The organism is Marivita sp. NO-S04 (assembly GCF_059070475.1).
Window position 1 is genome coordinate 2,891,112 of the sequence record NZ_CM180980.1, and the last position, 26,387, is coordinate 2,917,498.

At 58.3% G+C, this 26,387-nt stretch carries 24 protein-coding genes and 1 tRNA gene; 12 read left to right on the plus strand and 13 right to left on the minus strand.

The window, feature by feature from the left end; all coding sequences use genetic code 11:
• Positions 1 to 93: 93 nt before the first annotated feature.
• From ACK3EW_RS14810 to ACK3EW_RS14825, 4 genes are all read right to left on the minus strand, one after another.
• Positions 94 to 170: transfer RNA gene (locus tag ACK3EW_RS14810), tRNA-Arg, on the minus strand.
• Positions 171 to 215: 45 nt separating this feature from the next.
• On the minus strand, positions 216 to 695 hold the full coding sequence (locus ACK3EW_RS14815; RefSeq protein WP_493806799.1) for a GNAT family N-acetyltransferase: 480 nt from the start codon (positions 693 to 695) through the stop codon (positions 216 to 218).
• A gap of 225 nt (positions 696 to 920) precedes the next feature.
• Positions 921 to 2,351, minus strand: coding sequence for a DUF6880 family protein (locus tag ACK3EW_RS14820; protein WP_493806800.1), 1,431 nt, complete (start codon positions 2,349 to 2,351; stop codon positions 921 to 923).
• Between the two features lie 143 nt (positions 2,352 to 2,494).
• Entirely contained in the window at positions 2,495 to 2,806 is a 312-nt protein-coding gene (locus ACK3EW_RS14825) for an ETC complex I subunit (RefSeq protein WP_439121003.1), read from the minus strand.
• Between the two features lie 409 nt (positions 2,807 to 3,215).
• Between ACK3EW_RS14825 and uvrB the strand changes: the two genes are divergently transcribed.
• Positions 3,216 to 5,399: an excinuclease ABC subunit UvrB gene (uvrB, locus tag ACK3EW_RS14830; protein ID WP_493806801.1), complete on the plus strand. Its 2,184-nt coding sequence runs from the start codon at positions 3,216 to 3,218 to the stop codon at positions 5,397 to 5,399.
• A 253-nt stretch (positions 5,400 to 5,652) separates the two neighbouring features.
• Positions 5,653 to 6,102, plus strand: coding sequence for a hypothetical protein (locus ACK3EW_RS14835; RefSeq protein WP_493806802.1), 450 nt, complete (start codon positions 5,653 to 5,655; stop codon positions 6,100 to 6,102).
• Positions 6,103 to 6,246: 144 nt separating this feature from the next.
• Here ACK3EW_RS14835 and ACK3EW_RS14840 read toward each other — a convergent pair whose 3' ends face one another.
• Positions 6,247 to 6,513, minus strand: coding sequence for a TFIIB-type zinc ribbon-containing protein (locus ACK3EW_RS14840; RefSeq protein ID WP_085628182.1), 267 nt, complete (start codon positions 6,511 to 6,513; stop codon positions 6,247 to 6,249).
• Positions 6,514 to 6,634: 121 nt separating this feature from the next.
• On the opposite strand from ACK3EW_RS14840, the gene ACK3EW_RS14845 reads away from it, so the two are divergent.
• From ACK3EW_RS14845 to ACK3EW_RS14885, 9 genes are all read left to right on the plus strand, one after another.
• Positions 6,635 to 7,105 carry an excinuclease ABC subunit B gene (locus tag ACK3EW_RS14845; RefSeq protein ID WP_493806803.1) on the plus strand — a complete coding sequence of 157 codons (471 nt, stop codon included), beginning with the start codon at positions 6,635 to 6,637 and terminating at the stop codon, positions 7,103 to 7,105.
• A gap of 42 nt (positions 7,106 to 7,147) precedes the next feature.
• A complete protein-coding gene (gene hrpB / locus ACK3EW_RS14850; RefSeq protein ID WP_493806804.1) occupies positions 7,148 to 9,601 on the plus strand; it encodes an ATP-dependent helicase HrpB in 2,454 nt (817 codons plus the stop codon).
• 60 nt (positions 9,602 to 9,661) lie between these two features.
• Positions 9,662 to 10,543, plus strand: coding sequence for a tRNA 2-thiocytidine(32) synthetase TtcA (gene ttcA, locus ACK3EW_RS14855; RefSeq protein ID WP_493809741.1), 882 nt, complete (start codon positions 9,662 to 9,664; stop codon positions 10,541 to 10,543).
• A gap of 186 nt (positions 10,544 to 10,729) precedes the next feature.
• On the plus strand, positions 10,730 to 12,133 hold the full coding sequence (locus ACK3EW_RS14860) for an EAL domain-containing protein (RefSeq protein WP_493806805.1): 1,404 nt from the start codon (positions 10,730 to 10,732) through the stop codon (positions 12,131 to 12,133).
• 143 nt (positions 12,134 to 12,276) lie between these two features.
• Entirely contained in the window at positions 12,277 to 14,091 is a 1,815-nt protein-coding gene (gene yidC / locus ACK3EW_RS14865) for a membrane protein insertase YidC (protein ID WP_493806806.1), read from the plus strand.
• Positions 14,088 to 14,831 (plus strand): MOSC domain-containing protein, encoded by a 744-nt coding sequence (locus tag ACK3EW_RS14870; RefSeq protein WP_493806807.1) that lies wholly within the window; start codon positions 14,088 to 14,090, stop codon positions 14,829 to 14,831. The genes yidC and ACK3EW_RS14870 overlap by 4 nt, the downstream gene beginning before the upstream one ends.
• Before the next feature lies 1 nt (position 14,832).
• A complete protein-coding gene (gene yihA / locus ACK3EW_RS14875) occupies positions 14,833 to 15,483 on the plus strand; it encodes a ribosome biogenesis GTP-binding protein YihA/YsxC (protein ID WP_085628188.1) in 651 nt (216 codons plus the stop codon).
• Between the two features lie 84 nt (positions 15,484 to 15,567).
• Complete coding sequence (gene argB, locus ACK3EW_RS14880) at positions 15,568 to 16,437, plus strand: acetylglutamate kinase (protein WP_085628189.1); 870 nt, start codon at positions 15,568 to 15,570, stop codon at positions 16,435 to 16,437.
• 678 nt (positions 16,438 to 17,115) lie between these two features.
• A complete protein-coding gene (locus ACK3EW_RS14885) occupies positions 17,116 to 17,613 on the plus strand; it encodes a SixA phosphatase family protein (protein ID WP_493806808.1) in 498 nt (165 codons plus the stop codon).
• Between the two features lie 84 nt (positions 17,614 to 17,697).
• Here ACK3EW_RS14885 and ACK3EW_RS14890 read toward each other — a convergent pair whose 3' ends face one another.
• The 8 genes from ACK3EW_RS14890 to crcB form a co-directional block, all read right to left on the minus strand.
• Positions 17,698 to 18,447 carry an amino acid ABC transporter ATP-binding protein gene (locus tag ACK3EW_RS14890; RefSeq protein ID WP_439120066.1) on the minus strand — a complete coding sequence of 250 codons (750 nt, stop codon included), beginning with the start codon at positions 18,445 to 18,447 and terminating at the stop codon, positions 17,698 to 17,700.
• Between the two features lie 36 nt (positions 18,448 to 18,483).
• The gene (locus tag ACK3EW_RS14895; RefSeq protein ID WP_493806809.1) at positions 18,484 to 19,779 is read right to left on the minus strand and encodes an amino acid ABC transporter permease; all 1,296 of its coding nucleotides are present in this window, start codon (positions 19,777 to 19,779) and stop codon (positions 18,484 to 18,486) included.
• Between the two features lies 1 nt (position 19,780).
• On the minus strand, positions 19,781 to 20,995 hold the full coding sequence (locus ACK3EW_RS14900; RefSeq protein WP_493806810.1) for an amino acid ABC transporter permease: 1,215 nt from the start codon (positions 20,993 to 20,995) through the stop codon (positions 19,781 to 19,783).
• A 128-nt stretch (positions 20,996 to 21,123) separates the two neighbouring features.
• Positions 21,124 to 22,143: an amino acid ABC transporter substrate-binding protein gene (locus ACK3EW_RS14905; protein WP_085628195.1), complete on the minus strand. Its 1,020-nt coding sequence runs from the start codon at positions 22,141 to 22,143 to the stop codon at positions 21,124 to 21,126.
• A 178-nt stretch (positions 22,144 to 22,321) separates the two neighbouring features.
• Entirely contained in the window at positions 22,322 to 23,044 is a 723-nt protein-coding gene (locus ACK3EW_RS14910) for an ATP12 family chaperone protein (protein WP_493806811.1), read from the minus strand.
• The gene (locus tag ACK3EW_RS14915; protein WP_493806812.1) at positions 23,041 to 23,724 is read right to left on the minus strand and encodes an HAD-IA family hydrolase; all 684 of its coding nucleotides are present in this window, start codon (positions 23,722 to 23,724) and stop codon (positions 23,041 to 23,043) included. The genes ACK3EW_RS14910 and ACK3EW_RS14915 overlap by 4 nt, the downstream gene beginning before the upstream one ends.
• Positions 23,724 to 24,767, minus strand: coding sequence for an RluA family pseudouridine synthase (locus ACK3EW_RS14920; RefSeq protein ID WP_493806813.1), 1,044 nt, complete (start codon positions 24,765 to 24,767; stop codon positions 23,724 to 23,726). The genes ACK3EW_RS14915 and ACK3EW_RS14920 overlap by 1 nt, the downstream gene beginning before the upstream one ends.
• The gene (gene crcB / locus ACK3EW_RS14925) at positions 24,764 to 25,144 is read right to left on the minus strand and encodes a fluoride efflux transporter CrcB (RefSeq protein WP_493806814.1); all 381 of its coding nucleotides are present in this window, start codon (positions 25,142 to 25,144) and stop codon (positions 24,764 to 24,766) included. Before crcB ends, ACK3EW_RS14920 begins: the two co-directional genes overlap by 4 nt.
• Before the next feature lie 101 nt (positions 25,145 to 25,245).
• On the opposite strand from crcB, the gene ACK3EW_RS14930 reads away from it, so the two are divergent.
• The gene (locus tag ACK3EW_RS14930; protein WP_493806815.1) at positions 25,246 to 26,328 is read left to right on the plus strand and encodes a multicopper oxidase family protein; all 1,083 of its coding nucleotides are present in this window, start codon (positions 25,246 to 25,248) and stop codon (positions 26,326 to 26,328) included.
• Positions 26,329 to 26,387 lie beyond the last annotated feature (59 nt).

Sequence of the window (26,387 nt, forward strand, 5' to 3'; positions counted from 1 at the left end):
CTCAGTATAGAGGCAAGAATCGATCAGCTTCAAAAATGGGTCTTTTGTCGCAAAACCCCAATCTTTGCGTCGGACGATAGAGAAAAAGGTGTCTGGCGATCCCTGAAGGACTCGAACCCTCAACCTGCTGATTAGAAGTCAGCTGCTCTATCCAGTTGAGCTAAGGGACCGCTGCGCGTTATTTGCAGGTTTTGTCCTTGCGGAGCAAGAGAGGGTCATAGAGTTCGTGTCATAAAAACGCTGAGCGGGTCTTCCGCGTAGTCGCCAAAAGGGCGGCAGTAGGTGAACCCATGGCGTTCGTAAAGCCGCCGCGCCGCCGCGAACGGTGCTTCAGAGCCTGTCTCCAGACTGATACGGGACATTCCAAACTCAGTTGCTTCCGTCAGCATTTTTTGCATCAACGCGGCACCAACGCCCCTGCCCCGCGCTTCGGCACGGGTGTGCATGGACTTCAACTCACCATGGTGCGAGTCCAGCGGCTTGAGCGCGGCGATGCCAAGAATGGACGCGTCATCACGCAAAGCGTATACTCTCGCGCCGGCGGCAAATAAATCGTCGGCGCTCATGACATGGCAGCTTTCGGACGGCGTCTGTGCGCGCATCAGGTCGAGATGCCGATGGACAAGTTCTGCAACATCCCAAGTCAGCGCGACGACCGGCTCAATCCGAAAACCCGAGGTCGCGTAGCTGGGCAAAGTCGTCTCCAGACACCTGAATTTCAAATTCCAAAACCAGAACACACAGCTATCGCAGGTTGGTTTCGGAGTAAAGGCAAGGCGACAGCCGGGACAGGTTTCGCCCTTTCAGGGAAAACATTTGTGCCCGCCCAATGGCCGTCTGGCGTAAGTCGTCAATGGTCACACCATCAGAGCCAACCGTAATTTCCAGCCATGGCTCAATTACCAGTGCGTGCAGCTTTCTCACCCAAGATCCGCGACGCGCTCCCAGAACGACGCTTTGCGGGCGTGATTTGTCTTTAGGCCGTTGAGATATTCCACGTGTGTCGGGTGCCTGTCATAGGCCGGTATCGCCATGTCCGCTGTGGCGCAGGACGCGAGGTGGCGGGCGGCGTGGCCGTAGCGGCCTGAGCGGGCCTTGGTCAGGGCGAAGTCGATCATTGACCGCCATAGCAGGACGGCGGCCAGGGGGTGCGTGGCCATCAGCGCATCGGCAAGCGGGGTCAGGATGTCGTAGGCATCGCCGTCGATCTCGGCATGGCGGGACAGGACCAGTTGCGACGCGAGGGACATGTCCTGAACTTGCAGGCAGTAGGCCAAGGCTGCGTCGATGACTGGAAATTTGAGCACATGCTGACGGGCGGCATCTTCGGCTTCGATGTCCTCGAAATCCGGCAAGAGCCTGAGGTGTCGGCGCAGGGCATCCGGGCAGAGGCGCTTTTCGAACCGCGCCCACAGGGCTGCGCGAAGGTCGTCTTTGCGTCCCAGCGCCTCAAGGCAGGCGAAATGCGCCTCATCAAGATCGGGGGTGTCGAACCAATGGTCGTTCGGCAAGGCACCTTCGACAAGCTTCAGCGCCTCTTCGGCGCGACCAGCGGCCAGCAGGCGTGTCGCGGCCTCGGGCGCGATGGTGTGGAAGGTCAGTTGCTCGGGCGTGTACCGGGCCAGCCATGCGTCCACGTCCCCTTGCAGATCGGCGACATCCTGCAGGATCATCTCGACGGTCCGGTCGCGGGCGACCCGCGCGCGGTCCTCGCGTTGTACTGGATCGGTGATGAACTCGTAGAGCACCAGATCAGCCTCGGTCAGCGGGGCAGCACGCGCAGCTTCCGCCAGCTCCTTGAGATGTGCCAGACCGGTGTCACCCAACGCCTCGGCCAAGGCGTGGGCGGCGTGATCAAACGCGCCGTAGCCATCGACCGAGACCGCTTCGAAGACGTCTTCCGCGAGACCTTTCGGGTCTTTCGTCATGGGTGGAGCAACACGGGAGATTGCGTCCATCGCGTCGCGCATGACGTCGCCAATTGTGCCCCAGCTGTCATCCGTGCGCTCGTGGATGCCCGCCGCGAGATGAAGTTGTGCCCAAAGCAGGTCGAACGCAAGGTCCGGCGCGTTGGGCGCAATGCCCGTTTCGATCAGCTGCGTGAGGTCGGACAGTTCCCTGGCCAGCGTCTTCTGCGCCTTGCGGGAGATGAAGCTGCGCCCCCGCCGGATCTGCGCAAACCGCTTGCGCACATCGGCGGCAATGGTCTCGGGGCCCTGTTCCGCCGCAAGCGCCATGCGGACGCGCCGTTGACGGGCAGCGTCGCCCTTGACGCTTTCCAGAAGCAGATCGGCCAGAACGTCTGCGCCCAAGGCCAGCAAGTTCGCCTTGTTCAGAGCTTTTCCCGCCATCTCGACCCTCCTTTGCCGCAACTCTCGACCAGACTCTACATATGGAAAAGGCGCCCACTGGGCGCCCCATATCTAGCCTAAACCATCGTCTTCGCGAAATCTTTGCCCGATTCCGTGCTAACTTCGCCCCGATTTACACAAATTCAGTGCGTCCAAGCACCCTTGCGATCCACCGCAAAATTCTCGGCGTAGCCACGGGCGCGGATGTTAGGTTTACGCTTGTTAGGCGCGAACTGAAGCACCTCGATACCATGATCCTTGGCATAGGCCTTGGCGGCATCCAGCGTGTCGAACTTAAGCCGCACCTGGCTTTGCGTGTCGGAGGACGACGTCCAGCCCATCAACGGATCGATCTCGCGCGGGCTTTCGGGCGCAAATTCCAAAATCCAATGGCGCGTTTTCGCGCTGCCAGAAGACATGGCGGTTCTCGAGGGCTGATAAATCCGGGCGCGCATGGGTCTCACCTTTGTGGTCTGTGGTGCAGATATGCTCAAAAACGACCCGATCCGCAAGGTCACGATAGTGTCGCAGGGTTTGGACAATCAGTGCAAGCAGGGCCTTATCCGCCAACAAGAAGCGGGGAGCGAGGGGTGGGTGTGTGCCTCCCGAAACCGAATGAAGCCAACTGCTTGCACGATTAAGGTACTTATTTCGTACAGCTTTGGAAGAAAAAAAGCAGCGGCTGCAGATGACCCCCGAAAACCGGAAAAAGCCGCGTCGGTGAAATGTAATGAATTCAAGACACTATAGTGTAAACTTTGACATATACGACCATGGTTGCATTTCCGGCCGCAACCGCCCATTTTGACTTTCCCCCTTTCGACTGCACCTCTTGGCGCAGCAACCGATTCCCTCAGGTGATCCATGTCCGATATTCAGATTCTTCACGCACCTGCCCCAGAAGTCCGCGCCCGCGAAAAGCTGGAAGGGGGCATTCGCTTTCATATGAATACCGAGTTCGAACCCGCGGGTGATCAGCCGACCGCCATCAAAGAACTGTCTGCAGGTGTCTTGGGCGGTGAGCGCGACCAGGTTCTGCTGGGTGCGACGGGGACAGGCAAAACCTTCACCATGGCCAAGGTGATCGAAGAAACCCAGCGTCCAGCGATCATCCTTGCGCCGAACAAAACGCTGGCGGCGCAGTTATACGGCGAGTTCAAGGGCTTCTTCCCCGACAACGCGGTCGAGTATTTCGTCAGCTATTACGACTATTACCAGCCCGAAGCCTACGTTGCGCGCAGCGATACCTATATCGAGAAGGAATCGCAGATCAACGAACAGATCGACCGGATGCGCCACTCGGCCACCCGGGCGCTGCTCGAACGCGATGACGTGATTATCGTGGCGTCGGTGTCATGCATCTACGGTATCGGCTCGGTCGAAACCTACGGAGCGATGACGCAAGATCTGCATATCGGCAAAAGCTATGACCAACGCGCCGTGATGGCCGATCTGGTGGCGCAGCAATACCGCCGCAACGATCAGGCATTCCAGCGCGGATCGTTCCGGGTGCGAGGTGACAGCCTTGAAATTTTCCCGGCGCACCTTGAAGACCGGGCATGGAAGCTGTCGTTCTTTGGGGATGAATTGGAAAGCATCACCGAGTTCGATCCGCTGACCGGTGAAAAGACCGACACTTTCGAACGTATCCGCATTTATGCCAACAGCCACTATGTGACGCCGAAACCGACCATGCAGCAGGCGATGATCGGGATCAAAAAGGAATTGCGTCAGCGGCTTGATCAGTTGGTAAATGAAGGCAAGCTGCTTGAAGCGCAGCGGTTGGAGCAACGCACGAATTTCGATCTTGAGATGCTCGAGGCGACGGGCGTCTGCAACGGGATTGAGAACTATTCACGCTATCTGACCGGCCGCGCACCGGGCGAACCCCCACCCACCCTCTTTGAATTTATCCCTGACAATGCAATCGTGTTCGCGGATGAAAGCCACGTATCGGTCCCGCAGATTGGTGGCATGTACAAAGGCGACTTCAGACGCAAGATGACGCTGGCTGAACACGGGTTCCGTCTACCCTCTTGCATGGACAACCGCCCTCTCAAATTCGAAGAGTGGGACGCGATGCGCCCGCAATCGGTCTTCGTGTCTGCCACCCCCGCCAAATGGGAGATAGAGCAAACCGGCGGCGTGTTTACTGAACAGGTGATCCGGCCTACCGGGCTTTTGGATCCGATGGTCGAAATCCGGCCTGTTGAAATGCAGGTTGATGATCTGCTCGACGAAGTGCGCAAAGTCGCGGCTGACGGCTATCGTATACTGGTCACCACTTTGACCAAGCGGATGGCCGAGGATCTGACCGAATACATGCACGAACAAGGCATCCGCGTGCGCTATATGCATTCGGATATCGACACGATCGAACGGATCGAAATCCTGCGTGACTTGCGTCTTGGAGCCTTTGACGTGCTGATCGGGATCAACCTGCTGCGCGAGGGTTTGGACATTCCCGAATGCGGGCTGGTGGCCATTCTGGACGCGGACAAGGAAGGCTTCCTGCGCTCTGAAACCTCACTGATCCAGACCATTGGCCGTGCCGCACGGAACGCTGAAGGCCGCGTCATTATGTATGCCGACCGGATCACCGGGTCGATGGAGCGAGCGCTGTCCGAGACCGACCGCCGCCGCGCCAAGCAGATCGCCTATAACGAAGAGCATGGCATCACGCCCGCAACGATCAAAAAGAATGTCGATGACATTCTTCAGGGTCTTTACAAAGGCGATGTGGACATGAACCGCGTCACCGCCAAAGTCGACAAGCCATTGGCTGGCGCGAACCTGCAAGCGGTTCTGGACGGGTTGCGCACGGACATGCGCAAGGCAGCCGAGAACCTCGAATTCGAAGAGGCCGCGCGGTTGCGGGATGAGGTCAAGCGGCTTGAAGCGGTTGATTTGGCGATATCCGACGATCCGCTGGCGCGTCAGTCAGCAGTTGAGGCAGCGGCAGATGCGGCGGTGAAGTCATCGGGGCGATCCACGGCCGGGCGACCGGGCCAGCGTGGTGGGAATGTGCAAAGGCGCAAGAAACGGTAACGTCATGCGACTGCCGATCCCTATGCAATAACGATTGAGGCCTGTCTCGGTCCGGAGTAATCCTATCCCAACGTCGCACGGTCCATTCGGCCGATGCTTGAAACTAAGGTGATCCTCTATGCGACGCTTTCTGTCGTGCCTCGCCGCAGTCATTCTATCGGTGGCCTCAAGTAGTCCCAGTGCGCAAGCACAGAATTGGAGCCAACGTGCGACGACCCTGAGTGACAGTCTTACTAATGAGGTGGTTCGCCGCTTGCGAAACGATTTCCGGCAATGCGGCGAGCTTCTCAATGTCTATCGCTACGATTGTTACAGTAAGAGTTATCGGAACGCGGCCATCAAACTCTCTGGCATTCCAGATTATGGACCAGCACATGATGCCCTGCGTCTTGTCGAAACGCGCATCGTCGCGGTGATCGACGCCAATCTGGACCCGACGCGCCCAGCGCTACGCCAAGGCTTCAGGAGTTTCGACGCGGTTACCGAAGCCGCACTTCCCGAGGTGAAGCGGGAAACGCTCCGCGCTATGGAAGACGCGCAGACAATCCTCTTGCGGTCACCCTCAGCGAGCCAGCAGACACATTTCTCAAGGATCGCCGCAGTTATCGACTCGAACAAAGTATTGTTGCGGTCAGCGTTATTACAGTTGGGTCAAGGTGTGACACAATTCGCTGGCCTGCTGGGCCTCAAGCGGACATACTGATCGGCATGCCGCAATCAAGCGTCAGATGAACGGCACAAATGGCACGCCACAAGCGCTCAAGACCAACAAACCCGCAATCGCAATCCACACACGCATGACGCCTCCTAGAGCCGGACGGTTTTGTCCGGCCTAGGGGATGCGGGATCAGAAGTCGAACAGGTCTTCCAGAAACCCACCACGTTTCTTTTTTTTGCCGTAACCTGTGTCCTGATAACCCATGGCGTGACCGCGTGTGGGTTGAGGCGTCGCCGGCGGGGGCGGAGGCGGCGGAGCGTAACTGGCGCTGCGTTCGATGATCTTGTCCAGCTCGCCGCGATCAAGCCAGACACCCCGGCATTGCGGACAATAATCGATCTCGACACCAGAGCGTTCAGCGATCACCAAAGCGGTTCCGTCGATGGGACATTTCATTATGCCGTCTCCTTGATTTGGGCCATCACGACATATGCACTCTGGGTCAAATATCATCCCCGGTGCGACCGTTCTTCCTAATCCGACTGGCACAATGCGAACCGTACGCTACCATACGGTCATGCGTACGGTTGCTTTTGCCTTTGCCCTTTTGATTGCGCCGCTCTCTGCAGCGGCTTGGGAGTTTTCACCCGTGCCGATCTGCACTTTGTTCCACCAAGATGCGGACGTGGCGGTCATGGTCACCTATGACCCGGCTACCGGGGAATATGCGATCCAACTGTCGCGCGAAGGTGGTTGGCCGGATGCGGCCGTGTTTTCCATGCGGTTCGAGGGCCAACGCGGGTTGACCATTTCGACCACGCGACATGTGATCGAGGCCGAAGACACACGCACCCTCACCGTCCGAGACCGCGGCTTTGGGAACGTTCTAAACGGGCTCAACTTCAATCGGCGTGCAGTTGCCGTTCTGGGCAATCTGGAAGTGCCTGTCTCACTGGACGGCGCAGCCCCCGCGGTTGAGGAGTTTCGCGCCTGCCCGACAGATCAATTTGTACGCAGTACTTGGACAGCTGCGATACAGGCTTCCTGACCGCCGCTTGCGGCGTGTGGGCAGACAGGCTTAGAAGACGCAATGACCCGCCTGCCCATCGACCCCGTTCTCCCCGAACTCATCGCGCATTTGCGTGACCACGGTCGTGCCGTTTTGCAGGCCCCGCCCGGTGCAGGGAAAACCACGCGCGTGCCACTTGCCATGCTCGACGCCGGATTGACCACACAGCGCATTGTCATGCTCGAACCACGGCGCCTTGCTGCGCGTGCTGCAGCCGAGCGGATGGCCGAAAGCCTTGGCGAGACCGCAGGACAGACGGTTGGATACAGGGTGCGGGGCGACAGCAAAGTGTCCGCCAAAACCAGGATCGAAGTGGTGACCGAAGGCATCCTGACACGGATGATCCAGTCGGACCCCGAATTGTCTGGCATCGGCGCAGTCATCTTCGACGAATTCCATGAACGTTCCCTGAATGGCGACCTTGGTCTTGCCCTGTGTCTTGAAATCCGTGGCGCGCTTCGGGAGGACCTGATCCTTGTTGCGATGTCCGCAACCTTGGACGCTGAACCCGTCGCCCGGCTGATGGCCGCGCCGATCGTCACATCGGAAGGACGCAGCTTTCCCGTAGAGACCCGCTGGTTAGACAAACCCATCGGCAAGTCCATCCGTTTCGAGAGCGCCATGGCGGACCTGATCAGCCATGCGACCAAGACTACCGAGGGCGGCGTTCTGGCGTTTCTTCCCGGAGAGGGCGAAATCCGACGCGTTCAAGCAGCCCTTGCCGGACGTTTAGCGAAAGACTGCCAGCTTCAGCCACTCTTCGGCGCGTTGCCTTTCAAGGCACAACAAGAGGCCATCCAACCGCAAAGATCAGGGCGCAAGGTTGTGCTGGCCACGTCGATTGCGGAAACTTCGCTGACCATCGAGGACATTCGCGTTGTGGTCGATGGCGGGCTGGCGCGGCGATCACGGTTTGATCAGGGGTCTGGCATGTCGCGGCTGGTGACCGAGAAAGTGACCAAGGCCGAAGCCACCCAACGCGCCGGGCGCGCCGGACGGGTGGCAGAGGGCGTGGCCTTTCGGCTTTGGACCAAGGGCGAGGATGGGGCTTTGGCCGCATTTCCCCCGGCCGAGATCGAAGCTGCAGACCTTGCCGGGCTTGTTCTTGAACTTGCCCTGTGGGGGGCGCAACCGGGCGACCTGTCCTTCCTGACGCCCCCACCCGAAGGCGCGTTTGCCGAAGCGCGATCCCTGTTGCGCATGCTGGGCGCTCTGGACCACGAGAACCGCATCACAGAGCATGGACGTACGCTGGCCACCTTGCCCCTTCACCCCCGTCTGGCGCATATGATCGGCATCGCCGGGCCGGACGCCGCACCGCTGGCTGCTTTGCTGTCTAACCGGGATCCGGTGCAAGGTGCCGGGGTTGATCTGGCCTTACGGATGGAAGCTCTGCGCGCACCGGCGCGGTTCGAAGAGCGCCGCAACGCGGTGCTCAACCGTGGCGCGATGGATCGCATACGCGACGAAGCCAAACGTTTGACTCGTGCCGCCCCCAAGACGGCGACCAGCGAACTGAGCATCGCGGAAATGACGGCACTGGCCTATCCTGATCGGATCGGATTGCGGCGTAAGGGCGATGCCCCCCGGTATCAACTGTCTGGGGGAAAAGGTGCGGTGATGGACAGCACAGATGCTTTGGCCGGGGCGCGACTGATCGTGACAACTGATCTTGACGGAAATCCACGCGAGGCGCGTATCCGGCAAGCCATTCAGATTTCCGAAAGCGCTGTGCGGGCCTTGTTTCCCGACCAGATCGCTTGGGCCGACATCTGCGAGTGGTCAAAACGCGAGCGCCGCGTGGTGGCACGCCAGCAGGAAAAGCTTGGTGCGATCGCGCTGGACGACCGCGTGTGGAAAGACGCTGCAGCAGAGCAGATCGCGACAGCGATGCTGGACGGGGTGCGCGACTTGGGGCTGACTCCCGCCATGAGCGATGTGGCGCGTCGGTTCACAGCCCGTGTTCGCCTTGGTCGTGCGGCCGGAATGGCCTTGCCGGACATGTCGGACCCGGCCTTGATGAACAGCCTTGGAGCATGGCTCTTGCCGCATCTGTGCTCTGTGCGCAGTGCCGATGACTGGAAGCGGTTCGATCTCTTGCCGGCTCTCCGCGCGATGCTGGATTGGGGACAGATGCAAGATCTGGATCGGCTTGTTCCTGGCAAGTTCACAACACCTTTGGGACGCGAAATTCCCATCGACTATTCAGGCGAACATCCGGAAATCTCTTTGCGCCTACAAGAGTTGTTCGGTCAGAAGACGCACCCGTGTGTCGGCAAGACGCCGCTGCGTGTCACCCTGCTGTCCCCGGCGCACCGTCCGGTTCAAACGACGCTTGATCTGCCCGGTTTTTGGGCGGGCTCTTATGCAGATGTGCGCAAGGACATGCGCGCGGCCTATCCAAAACACCCCTGGCCCGAAGACCCGACCCAAGCCGACCCAACCTTGCGAGCCAAGCGCAAACATGGAACCTGAAAGCTGCGGGCCTTAAACGCGATGCTTGCTGAACCGCGCGATCCGCCGTACATGCCGCTCATGCTTGATGATGCTGACGACATACACCCGCTGTTCTACGGTGCGCCAAAAAGCACCGAGTTCAAAAAGCTGCGCAAACGCATCGTGCAAAATGTGCGCGAGGCAGTCGAGCATTACGGCATGGTTGCGCGCGACCCCGAGAGAACACCGAAATGGCTGGTGTGCCTGTCCGGTGGCAAAGACAGCTATACGCTTCTTGCGGTGCTGTACGAATTGAAGTGGCGTGGATTGCTGCCCGTAGATTTGTTTGCGTGCAATCTGGGTCAAGGGCAACCCGGCTTTCCTGCGACGGTTCTTCCAGATTTCCTTGAAAAAATGGGCGTTCCGCACCGGATCGAATACCAAGACACCTACTCCATCGTTATGGACAAGGTGCCTCAGGGCCGAACCTATTGTGCGCTGTGTTCCAGGTTGCGACGCGGAAACCTGTACCGCATCGCCCGCGAAGAAGGGTGCGATGCCGTGGTGCTTGGCCATCACCGCGACGACATTCTCGAGACCTTCTTCATGAACCTGTTCCACGGGGGGCGCCTCGCGACAATGCCCCCGAAACTGGTGAACGAGGACGGGGATCTTTTTGTCTATCGCCCGCTTGCCCATGTGGCCGAGGCCGATTGCGAGAAATTCGCCCGTGCGATGAAGTATCCGATCATTCCCTGTGACCTTTGCGGCAGCCAGGACGGGCTTCAACGCCAGCAGGTGAAAGCCATCCTTGACGGCTGGGAAAAAAACAGCCCCGGTCGGCGCCAGGTGATTTTCCGCGCCCTGACAAACGCGCGTCCTTCGCATTTGTTGGACAGCGAGCTTTTTGATTTCAAAGCACTTTCGACGCGACTGGCTGACGATGGTGAAAATTCTTCGGACATTCCGAAGCTGCGTTAAACCTCCGCTTACCTAAATTGCGCGATCCTGCCCGAAACACATCTTTTGGGCGGGCCTTCAATGCGACCGAATTTGGATTTCTCCGGCTTTTGGCCTGCACTGAAAAAAGGGGTAACCGGCGCGCACATGCTGGCGTTTCTACCAGCGCTGTGCCTTTCAGCATTTTGGATCGGTGGTGAGGCGTTTTTGGTCTTTTTTTCGATTGCAATTCCTTTGGTTTACGCTGCTTTCGGGGGTGTTGGTCGGCATTTCGATGCTGGCAGCAGCGAACGTCTGGCCGCGCCTTCGCTCTTGGGCGTTGCGCAGGAGTTTCTTGAAATCGCACAGCATAATGGACAGACAACCGCCTGCTTTCAGTTCGTGGTTCCCGAACTGGATCAGATATCCAAACGCTTCGGTGAAGAAAGGGCTGCGGATGCACGCGCATTGATGGTGTCGCGGCTACGGTCCTCGCTGCGCGCAGCGGACCATGTGTTCCATGACGACGAAACAGGGTTCACAGTCTTGATTGCGCCGGGTTTTCGATTGCGTCTCGACGACCTTCTTGGCCTTGGAAAACGCCTGCGCTCTGCCGTGGAAACGCCTTTGGCGATCGAAGGTGTGTCGCACGCGTGCTTGGCGTGTATCGGAATTGCGTCTTCGCTGAACTTCGGGCGCAACGTGACGGCCGAGACGTGGCTACACTCGGCAAACGAAGCTGTGGAAGAGGCAAGAGTGTCCGGGCTTGGCACAACACGTCTCTGGTCAGACAGGTTGTCTCGCCACCACAAGTCTCGACATACCTTGCAGGACGAAATCTCCGCGGCCTTGGATCAGGGGATGATACAGGCGGTTTTTCAGCCACAGGTCAATCTGCGCACAGGTGACGTGATCGGGATGGAAACGTTTGCCCGCTGGGATCATCCCACCCGCGGCGTTCTTACTGCCACAGAATTTCTGTCGGCTGCCCGAAACAGCCAGCAGATGTCACGACTGGGTCGCACGATCTTTTTGCAGGCAATGACCGCCTTGTTGGACTGGGACGCTTCCGGGTTCGACATAAAGACCATCAGCGTAAACCTTTCCGAAGACGAATTGCGCGATCCAGACCTTGCTGCGCGCATCAAAGGGGATCTTGTCCGCGTCGGACTGCCATCGACCCGCATAATCCTCGAAATTTCCGATCGTGCCTTGGCGACAGAACGCGACGCCGTTGTTGAACGCAACCTACGCGAACTGCACACGCATGGTTGCGCGTTTGATCTTGACCGGTTCGGGGCGGAAGATTGCGGCATCGTCGCGCTTCAACATGTGCCGCTGATGCGCGTCAAACTCGACAGCGATCTTGTTAGAAATGTCGAACTTTCTGATGAAAAAAGGCGCGCGGTTTATGCGCTGCTTGGTCTGTGCGAACGACTGGACATCCCAGCCGTCGCCACCGGAGTGGAAACGCTACAAGAGCAAGGTGTCTTGCGTGATCTCGGCTGTACCTACGCACAAGGCAACGTGTTCGCCACTCCTGCAAGCGCTTCGGAGATTGGTCACTGGCTGGCTGAACGGCAAACCAAAAACCAGAGTGCGACCCGGGGTGTGATTCACCGCATCAAGTAAATGCTCAATCCGAAACACGACCTGTCACAAGCTGCTGAACAAATGCCGCACCGCACCGGTCTTTACTGTGAATCCGCTTGACGTTCAGGCACAGTGCCTGTTGAACGCAGCGGTAATCCAAAAACCACAGGCGGCGGCCCCCTATGGACGATCAGAACAAGAACCTTTTAGTCGCAACAGCGCTGAGCTTTGCGGTCATTCTGGTATGGTTTGTCTTGTTTCCACCGCCCGAACCGACGGTCAATCCGGATGCAGCTGTGCCCACCGCAGCCGAGGGCGCAACACCGACGATTGCAGCAACCCCGGACGCCGCACCCGGAAGCACGGGCGTCACCACGCAGGCAAGCCCCACAGTTGTCGAGGACGCGCCTCGCGTTCCTATCGAGACTGATCGCGTTGTGGGTTCGATTTCGCTTGTCGGCGGGCGGATTGATGACCTTTCCCTCAAAAACTACCGAGTGAGCCTTGCCGAAGATGCAGATGTTGTTCATCTGCTCAACCCCGTCGGATCCGAGCGCCCCTACTATGCTCTGTTCGGCTGGGCCCCCGGCGGCGGGCTGACCTTGGACGACGTGCCCAGTGTCACCACAAACTGGAGCGTCGAATCCGGCGACACACTGAACGCAGACAGCCCCGTGACACTCCGATGGGACAACCCGAACGGGACCGTGTTCCGCCGCACCATCGAAATCGACGAAGATTTCATGTTCACGGTGACCCAATCGGTCGAAAACACCAGCGGCGACGCCCTGACCATGGCCCCCTACGGCCTGATTGCACGGCATGGGGAACCGGCCGATCTGAAGAATTTCTTTATTCTGCACGAGGGTGTTGTCGCGATGGCAGACGGCACTCTGGCCGAGATCGACTATTCCGACATGACCGACTTTGCCGTTGATCCCGCCGAGGGAGCCCGCGCAGAGGTCACGCAGGTTGCTGAAAACGGCTGGATCGGTTTCACTGATCATTACTGGATGACGACGATCATCCCTGAAAACGGCACCGCGTTCCGGCAGGTTGCGAAATACAGCGACGCCAGCAACATCTACCAGACCGAGGCCGTCCAGCCCACAATCACAATCGGCCCTGGCGAAACACGCGAAGTGTCCACGCAACTGTTTGCCGGAGCGAAAGAATGGGAAACCATTCGCGAGTATCAGCAATCCGGCGTGGATCGATTCATCGACGCGATTGACTGGGGTTGGTTCTTTTTCCTGACCAAGCCGATCTTCTGGCTGCTGCACCATCTGAACGTGCTGATCGGCAACATGGGCTGGGCGATCATTGGTCTGACGCTGATCATCAAGGCTGTGCTGTTTCCGCTGGCCTATAAATCCTACGTCTCGATGGCGAAGATGAAAGAACTTCAGCCCGAGATGGAGAAGATCAAGGAACGTGCGGGCGACGATCGTCAAAAGCTCCAGCAAGAAATGATGGAGATGTACAAGAAGGAAAAGGTGAATCCGGCCTCTGGCTGTTTGCCAATCCTGCTTCAGATCCCGATCTTCTTTTCGCTCTACAAGGTGATCTTTGTCACGCTTGAACTGCGTCACGCACCGTGGCTTGGCCCGTTTCAGGATTTGTCCGCGCCTGACCCGACATCGATCATGAACCTGTTTGGCCTTTTGCCATGGGCCGCACCGACACCCGGGTCCCTGTTGGCGCTGGTCTTTATCGGCATCCTGCCTCTGCTTCTGGGAATCTCGATGTGGTTGCAGCAAAAGCTCAACCCCGCACCCACGGATGCGACCCAGGCGATGATCTTTGCTTGGATGCCTTGGGTGTTCATGTTCATGCTTGGCGGTTTTGCCAGCGGTCTCGTGGTTTACTGGATCGCCAACAACACGATCACTTTCACCCAGCAGTACCTTATCATGCGATCGCAGGGCTATAAGCCGGACGTGTTTGGCAACATCAAATCTGGCGTCAAGCGCAACCCGAAGACGGGTCAAAAATGACAGCAACGGTAACCGAGATCTGGCGACACCCGATCAAGAGTCACGGTCGGGAAAAGCTGGACTCGGTGACGGTTCAAGCTGGTGGAACGCTTCCATTCGACCGACTTTGGGCCGTGGCGCATGACAGGTCCAAGGCTGATGGGTCCGAATGGGTGAGTTGTGGCCATTTCTGTCGGGTTGCAAAGCTGCCCAGCCTGATGGCGATCAGCGCGAAGTTCGACGCAACATCCGGGCATGTCACACTCAGCCACCCCGACGCGGACGATCTGACTTTCGATCCTGATACAAACAGCGAAGAGTTCATCGCGTGGACCAAAAATCTGGTGCCGGAAGATGCCTTGCAACCTGCGCGACTGGTCAAGGCACACGCGCAAGCGTTCACAGACAGTGATTTTCCCAGCATCACGCTGTGCAATCACGCATCGCACCGGGCCGTGGAGCAACGTGTCGGTCAGCCCTTGTCACATCTGCGGTGGCGCGGGAACATCTGGATCGACGGTCTCGCCCCATGGGAAGAATTCGATTGGGATGATCGCGAAATCCGCATCGGCGAGACGATCGTCAGAGTTCGAGAAAGAACCGATCGGTGCAAATCGACCCATAGCAACCCCGAAACCGGCAAGCGCGACGCCGATGTCCTGTCTGCACTGGCAAGCTGGGGGCATCAGGATTTTTCAGTGCGAGCCGAGGTGATCCACGGTGGCGAGATCAAAGCCGGCGATGAGGTGGCCCGTGTCTGAGATGAAGTTACCCTTTCCACTGGCAGAAGAGCCAGACGAGATCCTCCGCGAAACGGGGCGCAAGCTTTTCGCCGGCGAAGTCGACTTTCTCAAAGGTGTCGTTGCGATGTCCGGCCTCCCGGCTGATGACCGGATTGAGGTTTGCTTTGCGGGACGGTCGAATGTTGGAAAATCGTCGCTGATCAATGCGATCACAGGGCGCAAGGCTTTGGCCCGCGCATCGAACACGCCGGGACGCACGCAGGAAATCAACTATTTCACGCTGGGCGAGGAACGGTATCTCGTCGACCTTCCGGGCTATGGCTATGCCAACGCTCCGGTGAATGTGGTTGAGAAATGGCAAGCGCTTCTCAAGCAGTACCTGTCCGGACGCGCCAGCCTGCGCCGGGCGTTTGTGCTGGTCGACAGCCGACATGGCATTAAGACCGTCGATGAAGAAATCATGACCCTTCTCGACAAGAGCGCTGTCGCCTTTCAGGTTGTTCTGACAAAGGCTGACAAGATCAAGCCGTCGCAATATGACGGACTGCTGGCGCAGGTGCGCGAAAAGCTGGCCAAGCACCCCGCAGCCTATCCCGAACTGGTCCTGACAAGCAGCGAAAAAGGCGATGGCATTGCAACCCTACGCAGCATCATCGCCGGGATCGGCTGAGCGCAAAACGGCTTGCCTCGGGGGAAGCCATGACGCACACAAGGTAAGCGCCGGACACAGGTCCGGTTTGGATCGAGAACAGGCATGAAATCCCGAGATATGAACCACGATTGGATCGCAACCGCCCGCACCCTCTCTGAAGCTCTGCCCTTCATGCAGCGCTATGCAGGGGCCGTTGTGGTGGTTAAGTTCGGCGGCAACGCCATGGGCGACGAAGACGCGATGGCTGAATTCGCGCGCGACATTGTTCTGATGCGTCAGGTTGGAATAAACCCGGTGGTGGTGCACGGCGGCGGTCCGATGATCAACGACATGCTGACCAAGCTGGGCATCAAGTCCGAGTTCGTGCGCGGCAAGCGTGTGACCGACAAGGCCACTGTGGAAGTGGTCGAGATGGTGCTGACCGGACTTGTGAACAAGCGGATCGTACAAGCGATCATGGACGAAGGCGGCCGCGCGGTTGGTCTGTCGGGCAAAGACGACGACCTTATGGTGTGCGAAGCGGATGACCCCGAACTGGGCTTTGTCGGCCGCCCTGTGGAGATGAACCCGCAGGTTCTGCGCGATCTGTTCAAGGCTGGGATCATCCCGGTGGTGGCTCCAGTGGCAACAGGGATGCAGCCCAATGAGACCTTTAACGTAAACGGTGACACCGCAGCCGGTGCAATTGCTGGCGCGTTGCAGGCCGACCGGCTTTTGCTGCTGACCGATGTCAGCGGCGTGAAGGATGCAAGTGGTAACGTCATGACAGCAATGACCCCGGAAGAGGTCAGCGCGATGATTGAGGATGGGACCATTGCCGGTGGTATGATCCCAAAGACGGAAACCGCGCTCAAGGCCATCGAAGAAGGGGTCCGCGCAGTGGTTATCCTCGATGGACGTGTCCCAAATGCCTGTCTGCTAGAGCTTTTTACCGAACACGGCGCGGGATCGCTGATCCGACCGAAGAGGTGACCCTCGACCAGCTTGATACGTCTGCCCGCGCAGTTGGTTTGGCGCTGTGCGGAGCGTTGCATCCCAGACCGGAAGATTCTGCCCCAGACGGCACACAGACGCTTGTTCTTCTCGGCCCTGACGAACCCCGGTTCTGGGACATCTTCATCGCATCGCCTGAATATTGCGACCGCCAGCCGCATCCATTGGACCGCTGGTCGAAGCGGGTCGTAGCGACGGTGTCGGCTCCTTTTAACGGAACGGCAATCTTTCCCTATGACGGTCCGCCCTATGCGCCCTTCTTACGGTGGGCTGAACGCAGCGGGGCAAACTGGTCTTCCCCCATTGGATTGCTCGTGCACCGCCGGGCAGGACTGTTCATCAGCTTTCGGGCGGCTCTTGCGTTACCCGTGAGGTTCGACCTTCCTGCCAAAGAGGTCAGTCCCTGCCAGACATGCGACACGCGCCCCTGCGAGACAGCCTGCCCTGTTGGCGCGCTTGCCCCCGGACAAGAGTACGACGTCCCCGCTTGCGTGGCACACATCCGGTCTCCTGAAGGAGCGGCGTGCCGCGAGGGGTGCCTTGTCCGCAGGGCCTGTCCGATCTCGGCAAAGTTCGGACGTCGCGCGGAACAATCCGCTTTTCACATGCGTGCATTTTTGGGAGAGTGACCCGCACTCAAGGAAAGGCCATCCCCACGTGAAACGACTGATCCTCATGCGTCATGCCAAATCGGATTGGTCAGCTTCGGGCGATGATCACAGCAGACCTCTCAACGCGCGTGGAATGGAGAGTGCACCAGCGATGGGACGTTGGCTGGCGGATCAAGGTTGGTTGCCCGATGCGGTCCTTTGCTCAACCGCGACACGCACACGGCAGACATTGGACCTTTTGGATATCCCTATGGTTCCCACACAGTTCGTACGCGCGCTTTATCTGGCCGAGGCCGACGAGATCATTGAGACCGTGCGAAGTGTTACGGGTGACACCCTTCTGCTGTTAGGTCACAATCACGGAATTGCGGAGTGCGCACAGGGCTTGGTCAAAGAGTGGCCAGATCACCCGCGCTTTGCGGATTATCCGACCTGTGCAACCACCCTGATCCACTTTGATATGTCGGCGTGGAGCGATCTTCGCAAAGGCACCGGGAACTGCGCGGGCTTTGCGATCCCGCGCGAGATCATAGCCGCCGAATAGTCGAACTAAGCCACCACCGCTCCAACAAAAAAGAACGCCCCGGACATGATCCGAGGCGTTGAATGTGTATTGCGTGACGAACCGTCAATGACCGAGGATCTGGCTCAGGAAAAGTTTGGTCCGTTCATTCTGTGGATTGTTGAAGAACTCTTCGGGTTCGTTCTGTTCAACGATCTGACCTGCGTCCATGAAGATCACGCGGTTGGCGACCTGGCGGGCGAAACCCATCTCGTGGGTTACACAGAGCATGGTCATGCCCTCTTCGGCCAGTTCCACCATCGTATCAAGCACTTCCTTGATCATCTCGGGATCAAGCGCCGATGTGGGTTCGTCAAAGAGCATGATGCGCGGGCGCATGCAAAGCGAACGCGCAATTGCCACACGCTGCTGCTGACCACCCGAAAGCTGGCCCGGGTATTTGTTGGCCTGCTCTGGGATCTTCACCTTTTCGAGAAAGTGCATCGCCGTCTGTTCGGCTTCACGCTTGGGTATCTTGCGCACCCAGATCGGGGCCAGCGTGCAATTTTCCAAAATGGTCAGATGGGGGAACAGGTTGAAGTGCTGGAACACCATCCCGACCTCGGAGCGGATCGTGTCGATGTTCTTGATGTCCGAAGACAGCACCGTTCCATCAACTGTAATCTTGCCTTTCTGATGCTCTTCCAGCGCGTTGATGCACCGGATGAGCGTGGATTTCCCTGACCCCGACGGGCCAGCGATAACGATGCGTTCTCCGCGATAGACGGTGAGGTCGATATCGCGAAGGACGTGGAACGATCCATACCACTTGTTCATGTTCTGGATCTGGATTGCCACCTCGTCAGAGACGGCCATGGGTGCATTTGCAGATTCAGCCATTGCTAGGCCTCCTTATCGGTGATCGGTGGCAAGCTGACGCTCGAGCCACTGTGAGTATTTCGAGATACTGAAGCAGACGATGAAGAACACGAAGACCGCAAAGCCCCAGAGTTCCCAATAGACACCGTTCCATTCGGTGGAGGCGAGGATCGGCCCGCGGATCATACCCACGAGATCGAACATCGAAATCACAGAAACAAGCACGGTATCCTTGAACAGCCCCACCGCAACGTTGACGATTCCGGGGATCGAGATCTTGAGCGCCTGGGGCATGATGATCAGACGCGTCGCCTGTGCATAATCAAGACCAAGACTGTCTGCCGCTTCGTACTGGCCGCGCGGAAGTGCCGCCAGACCACCCCGGATCACCTCTGCGATGTAGGCTGACGAAAACATCGTAATCATGATGATTACACGCAGAACGAGGTCGATATTCGAACCCGGCGGGAAGAAATACGCCAGAACCACGTTTGCCACGAACAGCAATGTGATCAGCGGAACGCCCCGGATGAATTCGATGAAGATCACGCACATCCACTTGATGATCGGCATCGACGACTGTCGACCCAGTGCAAGCAGAATGCCCAGCGGCAGGGACAGTGAAACGCAGACTGTGCCGAGGATCATATTTAGCATGAAGCCGCCCAGATCACGGGACGGGATAGCCTGAATGGCCAAAACGTCCGGCATCGACGCCGGAATAACCCCGCCTGCCCAGATTACGACCACTGTCGCGACCAGGCCGGCCAGCATACCCATAGCAAAGCTTTGACGCTCGAACTGTTTGAACGCGAAGTAACCGGCTATCAGACCGACGAGAACGAGTAGCGGTGTCAGTAGCGTACCGCCCCAGATCAGCCAAAACGCCAGAAACGGGTAAACCGCTGTGAAATACAGCAGCTTGCGTGGTGCTTTGGGGTAAAGGACCGGCGCAATCGCGACAATCAGAAGGATAACCGCGAGCGTTGGACGCCAGTACGCCTCGGGCGGATAGGTGAACCCGAACAAAAGTTGATTCCAGCGTTCCGTCAGCACCGAGAAACAGGCCCCGGTCATGCCGTCCAGCATCTCACGGCATTCTGCAAGAGAGCTGGTGTCCCAGATGCCGTTTGCGAACCACGGATACACGCCGGAGACGATCTTGTAGATGACGAAGATCGACACGATCGTCAGGATCGAATTGAACCACCCTTTGAAAAGGTTCTCACGAACCCATTTGATCGCACCTGCCTCAGATGCGGGCGGCGGTTGCTCGGGCAACATCGTGTCGCGGACGAAAGCGACTGTCTGTGCATGTGTATCTGACATCTCAGCGCTCCTTCAGCTTAACGGCGTTGTTGTACACGTTCATGATCGCAGAAATCGCAAGCGAGATGGCGAGGTAGAACAGCATGAGCAGGAAGATCGCCTCGATGGCGCGGCCCGTCTGATTGAGCGTGATGCCCCCCAACGTGCCGGTCAGGTCCATATAGCCCACCGCGATCGCCAGCGACGAGTTCTTGGTGAGGTTCAGGTACTGAGAGATCAGCGGCGGGATGATCACCCGCAGCGCTTGCGGAAGCACCACGAGATTCATAATCCGGCCAGGACGCAGCCCAAGGGACGCGGCGGCTTCGGTCTGACCCTTGCTGACGGCAAGGATACCAGCCCGGACGTTTTCCGCGATAAAAGCCGCGGTGTAGATCGACAGGGCGAACCAAAGCGCAATCAGCGAGTTGCGCATGAAGATGCCGCCTTGGAAGTTGAAGCCTTGAAGCGACGGCAAGTCCAACGTGATCGGGCGTCCCATGACGAAAAAGGCAAGTATAGCCGGAATAAAGAAAATCGCCAGTGAAGGCCACAGTGTCGGGATCAGTTGGCCACGGTCATAGAGTGCTTTCTTCGCATAATTGCGGAATGCAAAAATCCCTGCAATCGACGCGAGGAACACGGCAACCACAACACCCGAACCTGGACCGAAGACCGGCGCAGGGGAGTAGAAACCACGACCTGTGAACGCAAAAGCCCCAAAAACCATCGAGGCTGTTGCATCTTCTCCGCGGAAATCACGGGGTTGCGGCAAGACGGCGATAAAGACCGCCATGATGATCAGGATCCAGACCAGCACCGGAACGTTCCGGAAGATCTCAACATAGATCGACATAAGCTGACGCACGAGCCAGTTGTCACTTAGTCTGAGAACCCCGACAACCACGCCGATCACGGTCGCCATGATACAACCCAAGAACGCCACCAAAAGCGTATTGAGCACGCCGACAAGAGACGCCCGCCAGTGTGACGACTGGCTGGTATATTCGATCAGCGTTTGGTTGATGTCATAGCCGGCCGGTTCGCCAAGGAATTTGTAGGAGATGTTCAGACCCGCTGATTGCAGATTGGCCAGTAGATTGTAGCCCAGATAGGCAAAAGCCAGAATGAGCAGGATGAGCGCGATGAATTGAAACGTATAGGACCGGTAACGCGTGTCGTTGATCAGCATCGACAGCTGAAACGACCCCGACGGTGGGTCTGAAATGGTGGACATTGGTTTATCCCTGTTTTTCCGGATTCTCTTGGCGGCGCTTGTCGCGCTCTGATGCCTGATCCGAAGGCTTTTTGTTTGATTTGAAAAAGGGCGCGAAATGATCCGCGCCCTTTTCCTAAGTCAATGTCTTAGCGGAACGGCGGTGTGTAGAGCAGACCACCTTCGGTCCAGAGCGCGTTCAGACCGCGCGCCAGTCCGATCGGTGTGTTCTCACCGATGTTCTTTTCGAACAGTTCGCCGTAGTTGCCGCCAGCCATGATAGCCTTGACGGCCCAGTCAGCTTCGAGGCCCAGCATCGCACCAAGTGTGCCTTCGGTGCCGAGCAGACGGTTGATTTCCGGGTTACTTCCTGCAGCCGACGCCAGCTCCGACACGTTTGCAGACGTAACACCCAGCTCTTCTGCCGCGATCAGTGCGTTCAGCGTCCAGCGTGCGATGTCGCCCCACTGGTTGTCACCATGACGAACGAGCGGACCAAGCGGCTCTTTCGAGATGATCTCCGGCAGAACGACGTGGTCGCCCGGGTTTTCGAACGCCGCGCGTGTCGCTGCGAGGCCCGACGCGTCTGTCGTGTAGACGTCGCAGGCACCTTCAAGGTACAGCGGCTGCGCTTCTGCGTTGGTTTCGATCGGAACCGGCTCGTAGCTGATGTTGTTGGCACGGAAGAAGTCCGCGAGGTTCAGCTCGGTGGTGGTGCCAGTCTGGATACAGACGGTTGCGCCATCAAGTTCTTTGGCCGAGGACACGCCCAGCTCCTTGGGAACCATGAAGCCCTGGCCGTCGTAGTAGTTGATACCGACGAATTCAAAACCAAGGTCCACATCGCGCGAGAACGTCCAAGTGGTGTTCCGCGCAAGCAGGTCGATCTCGCCAGAGGCGAGCGCCGTGAAGCGGGTTTTGCCTGTTGTCGGAACGAATTCGACCGCAGTCGGATCGCCAAGCACGGCAGCCGCAACGGCACGGCAGACGCCGACATCGAAGCCTTCCCATTCACCGTTTGCATTCGGCGCTGCAAAACCGACGAGACCAGTGGTCACGCCGCAGTTCAGCTTGCCACGTGCCTTGACGTCGTCAAGTGTGGCAGCGGACGCAACACCAGCCGAAAGGCCGGCCACGGTCATCGCGCCAAGAATTGCAATTTTTTTCATGTTTACCTCTTCCTGTTAGCCCGCAGCTATCACTGCGGTTTCTCACGAACGCGTATACGCTCATACGACGAAAGTAGGGATCCCCCACTCGCGATGGCACCGATTTTGCGAGGATTCATTCGCTGAGGTCAAGCCGAATAGCCTATTTTTTGATCAGAACCGCCCTGTTTACCCTGCGTCAGGCCGAGGTTTGCACGTTCAGCAATCGCAAGAATTCACTTGCGTGCAAAAAGGCAGCCTTCTTGTGCTCTGCCATTTCCATGGCTTCCTCATCCTCGCCCCATTGTTCCTGTTGCCAGGATTCGTCAACGCGTGACGCCGCCCAAAGCTCTTCGGCTGGCTTGAGCTGGGCTTTGGCGGCAAAGCCAATGACAAGCGACCCGCTGATGGCCACCAAATCGTGAAAGGCTGCAAGCTCGAATTCCGTCAGCGCGTGAACCTTTTGCCTGAGCTCGGCAACCGCGCTAGGACCTTGCGCCGCGTGCATGACCCCTACCCTTGTTTCCAGCCTTGCATTCAGGTGCTCTGCCGCCCAATCCAGCAAAGGGTCCCACGTTTCGGACTGGCGTGCGACTAGCTCATCCGGGGAATCGGCGCGATAGCACAACAGATCACTGTCCCCATAATCCGCAAGCATGTCCGCCACGTCTGCATGCTGGACCGCCACCTTGTCGACCGCAGCATTTACGGTTCTTGTGAATGGCATTGTTCGAGGATCGATCCTTTCGTTCTGAGCGTCGAATTCCTGAACGATTCTTTCTGCAATGGAACGACTGGGAACATGCAGAACGGCTTTGGCGGGCGTGCGGACAGGGCGGCCATCAAGTACGACGCCGAATCCGTGGTCTGTGATCTGGATGTCTGCGGATTTCCAAAACCGTTTCGGTGCCCATTCGCTCATGTGCGTCCCCCGATCCAATCTGCCAATGCGGTTTGCAACTCGTCTGTGGTGTTCACGATCTTGTCGGCATCTGCAAGCAGGTCGACAGGGTGATTGCCCCAAGTCACGCCGATGGCATGCAGACCAGCCGCCTTGGCCATGTGCATGTCGTAACTGGTGTCACCGATCATGACGGCGTCCTCCGCCTGAACCTCAGTGTCAGACAACGCTGCATAGAGCATGGAGGGATGTGGCTTTGACGGATGGGTGTCAGCGACCTGCGTCGTCTGGAAATAGCCGTCAAGCCGGTGTTGCATGATGATCCGATCCAACCCACGTCGCGACATTCCGGTGGCCGTCGCCATCAGAGTAAAATCATCAGCTCGCAGCCAGTCCAAGACTTCACGAATTCCGGGGAAGAACACCGCTGTATCATCTTGGCCTGTTGCCATGTGACGGGCCAGCGACGCGGATTTGTATCCCTCGGACAGCGTCTGATGAACGCTATGCGGCTGATCCGGCACAAGCTGTGCCATCAATTCCGGCAGCGACAGCCCCACCCCGTGAAGGATCGCCTCGCGAGATGGCACCGGAAGGCCAACTCCGCTGAAGGCGCTCTCCATCGCGTCCACGATGTGCGCCCTACTGTCGACCAGCGTTCCATCGACATCGAAAACCACCAACCGCAAACGGTTTGGCATCAATCGACATCCTCGAACGGATCGGCCGGCACATCGCGCGGGTTCCATTGCAGGAATTCCCAAGTGCGTTCCATGTGTTCCGGCAGCGGCGCGGTTATGGTCAACCGCGCACCCGTGACCGGATGCTTGAGCGAAATGGATCGGGCATGCAGGTGCAGCTTACGGCTGATCCCACCGCCCAGCATCGCGCCCCAGCCATCGCCAAGGTTTTCCTGACCGGATCCGCCGTATTTGCCGTCCCCGATGATCGGATGCCCAAGCTCTGCCATGTGCGCACGCAGCTGATGGGTCCGTCCAGTGATCGGCACCATCGCAACCCAAGCCGCACGTTTTGCGAGTGCGCTGAGAACGGCATAATCCGTCGTCGCGTGTTTCGCACCTTCGGTGGTCGCGACATCTTTCGGATGCACGGCCCGCATTTTCTCGTTCTCGCCACCCGCGCCATGACCAGGCGCCTTGACGAGACCAAACTTGATTGTCCCCATCTGCGGGAACGGCACCCCCGCCACGGCGGCCCAGTAAATCTTGCGGGTTTCCCGCGCGCGGAACGCTTCGGTCAGTGCACTGGCGACCGCGCGCGTGCGGGCCAGCAGCAGAACACCCGAGGTGTCTTTGTCGAGGCGATGCACCAGCCTGGGCTTGTCGTCAAAACCAAAGGTCAGCGCCTCGGCAAGACCGTCGACATGGCGAACCTGCTTGCTGCCGCCTTGTGTCGGCAGACCGGGGGGCTTGTTCAGAGCGATGATGTGATCGTCCTTGTAAAGAACAAGCGACTTCATCATCGCGGCGTCTTTGTCGGACACAGTGGGCTTGGGGCGCGACTCGACCTCACCGGGAGGCGGGAGCGGCGGGATGCGCACCTCTTGTCCCGTGGCAAGGCGCGTGCTGGCCTTTACACGGCCACCGTCGACGCGCAGTTCACCCTTGCGGCACATCTTCTCGATCCGCCCCTGTGCAAGATGCGGAAACAGCCGCTTGAGCCAGCGGTCAAGGCGCTGATCGGAATCCCCCGGCCCAACCGTGATGATCTGAACCTGACTCATGCAAAGACACCCCTTGCCACCAATAGCCCCAAGGCCAACCCGCCAACGGACAAAACGACCGAAAGCACGACATAGAGCATAGCCGACCCCATCTGCCCGCGTTCGATCAACGTCATCGTCTCGAGCGAAAACGCCGAGAACGTGGTGAACCCACCCAAAACACCCGTCATCACAAACGGCGAAAAAGATGTCAGACCGCGATGCGCGGCTGCAGCTGCAAAAACACCCATGAGAAACGAACCAACGATATTGACCGACATGATCGCCACCGGGAATTCCGTTGGTCCGATCAGGCGCAGTACACCCACCCCGGACAAATACCGAAGTGACGCGCCTATGGCTCCGCCGAGGGCGACAAGGGACAGGGTGGTGAACATGCAGGCTCTGTCGCGCGACCTCTGCAAGAAGTCAAGCAATGCCCCATTGCTCTTTGTGGTCCGACCACTAAGCTTCTTTGATCAAAACCGGAGGAGCCAACATGCACCGTCGTCAGTTCTTGGGCACTCTCGCTGTAGTGAGCGTCTTTCCGCATGACGGCTTTGGTCAATCCAGTACATCGCGACTGGTCGCCGGTGTGCATCGGCAGCAGGTCTTGCCTGCCGGTTATCCCGACACCGAGATGTGGAGCTTTGATGCTGCATTTCCTGGCACTGCGCTGCGCGCCCAACAAGGCGAAAGACTTGCCGTCACGGTGGAAAACCAGCTCCCGCAAGCGACGTCTGTACATTGGCATGGTTTGAGACTGGAAAACGGGATGGACGGCGTACCCGGCCTGACCCAAGCCCCCATCGCAAAAGGCGCATCATTCGACTACAATTTCGCCCTGCCGGACGCGGGAACCTATTGGTATCACAGCCACGCCAAGAGCATGGAACAGATTGAGCGCGGGCTTTACGGCCCCTTGATCATCGACGAAATCGATCCCCCCGACGTGGATCAGGACATCACCCTGATGATCGACGACGTCCGGCTAGAACAGGACGGCAGCTTTGCCGCCTTCGACAATTTTCATGACCTCAGCCATGCTGGACGGATCGGCAATCTTTGGCTGGCGAACGGCCAGATCGACCCGGCCTATCCTTTGAAGCGCGGTGAAAGGGTGCGGGTGCGATTGATCAACGCCGCCAATGCGAGGGTGTTCACCCTTGGGCTGCAAGGGTTTGACGGCTGGGTTGTGGCACTGGATGGCATGCCTCTCAACGACCCACAAACTCTACCCGAGGAGCTTATCCTTGCTCCGGCACAGCGCATCGACCTGATTGTCGATGTCACGACCGATGACGAAGAGGCGTTTCTGATCACTTTTGAACGCGACGGCGGATATGCCATCGCACATTTCCCGGTCTCTGGTCCGTCCAAAGCGGCGCGGTCGGAAAAGGTGATCCTGCCACCAAATCCGGATTTCCCGATTGATCTGGCAAATGCGCGCACCGCAACGCTGTTGATCGAAGGCGGGGCGATGGGTGGCATGCGCGCTGCCCGCGTCGACGGGCAGGAGTTAGGTGCGCGCGAGCTTGCTGGACGTGGCTGGAAACGGCGGTGCAAAATTAGGCCATGGTAGCGGCGGGATAGTCTCGCTGCGGGCGGAGTAAAATCCTGCCACTTTTCCCTTCTTGCATC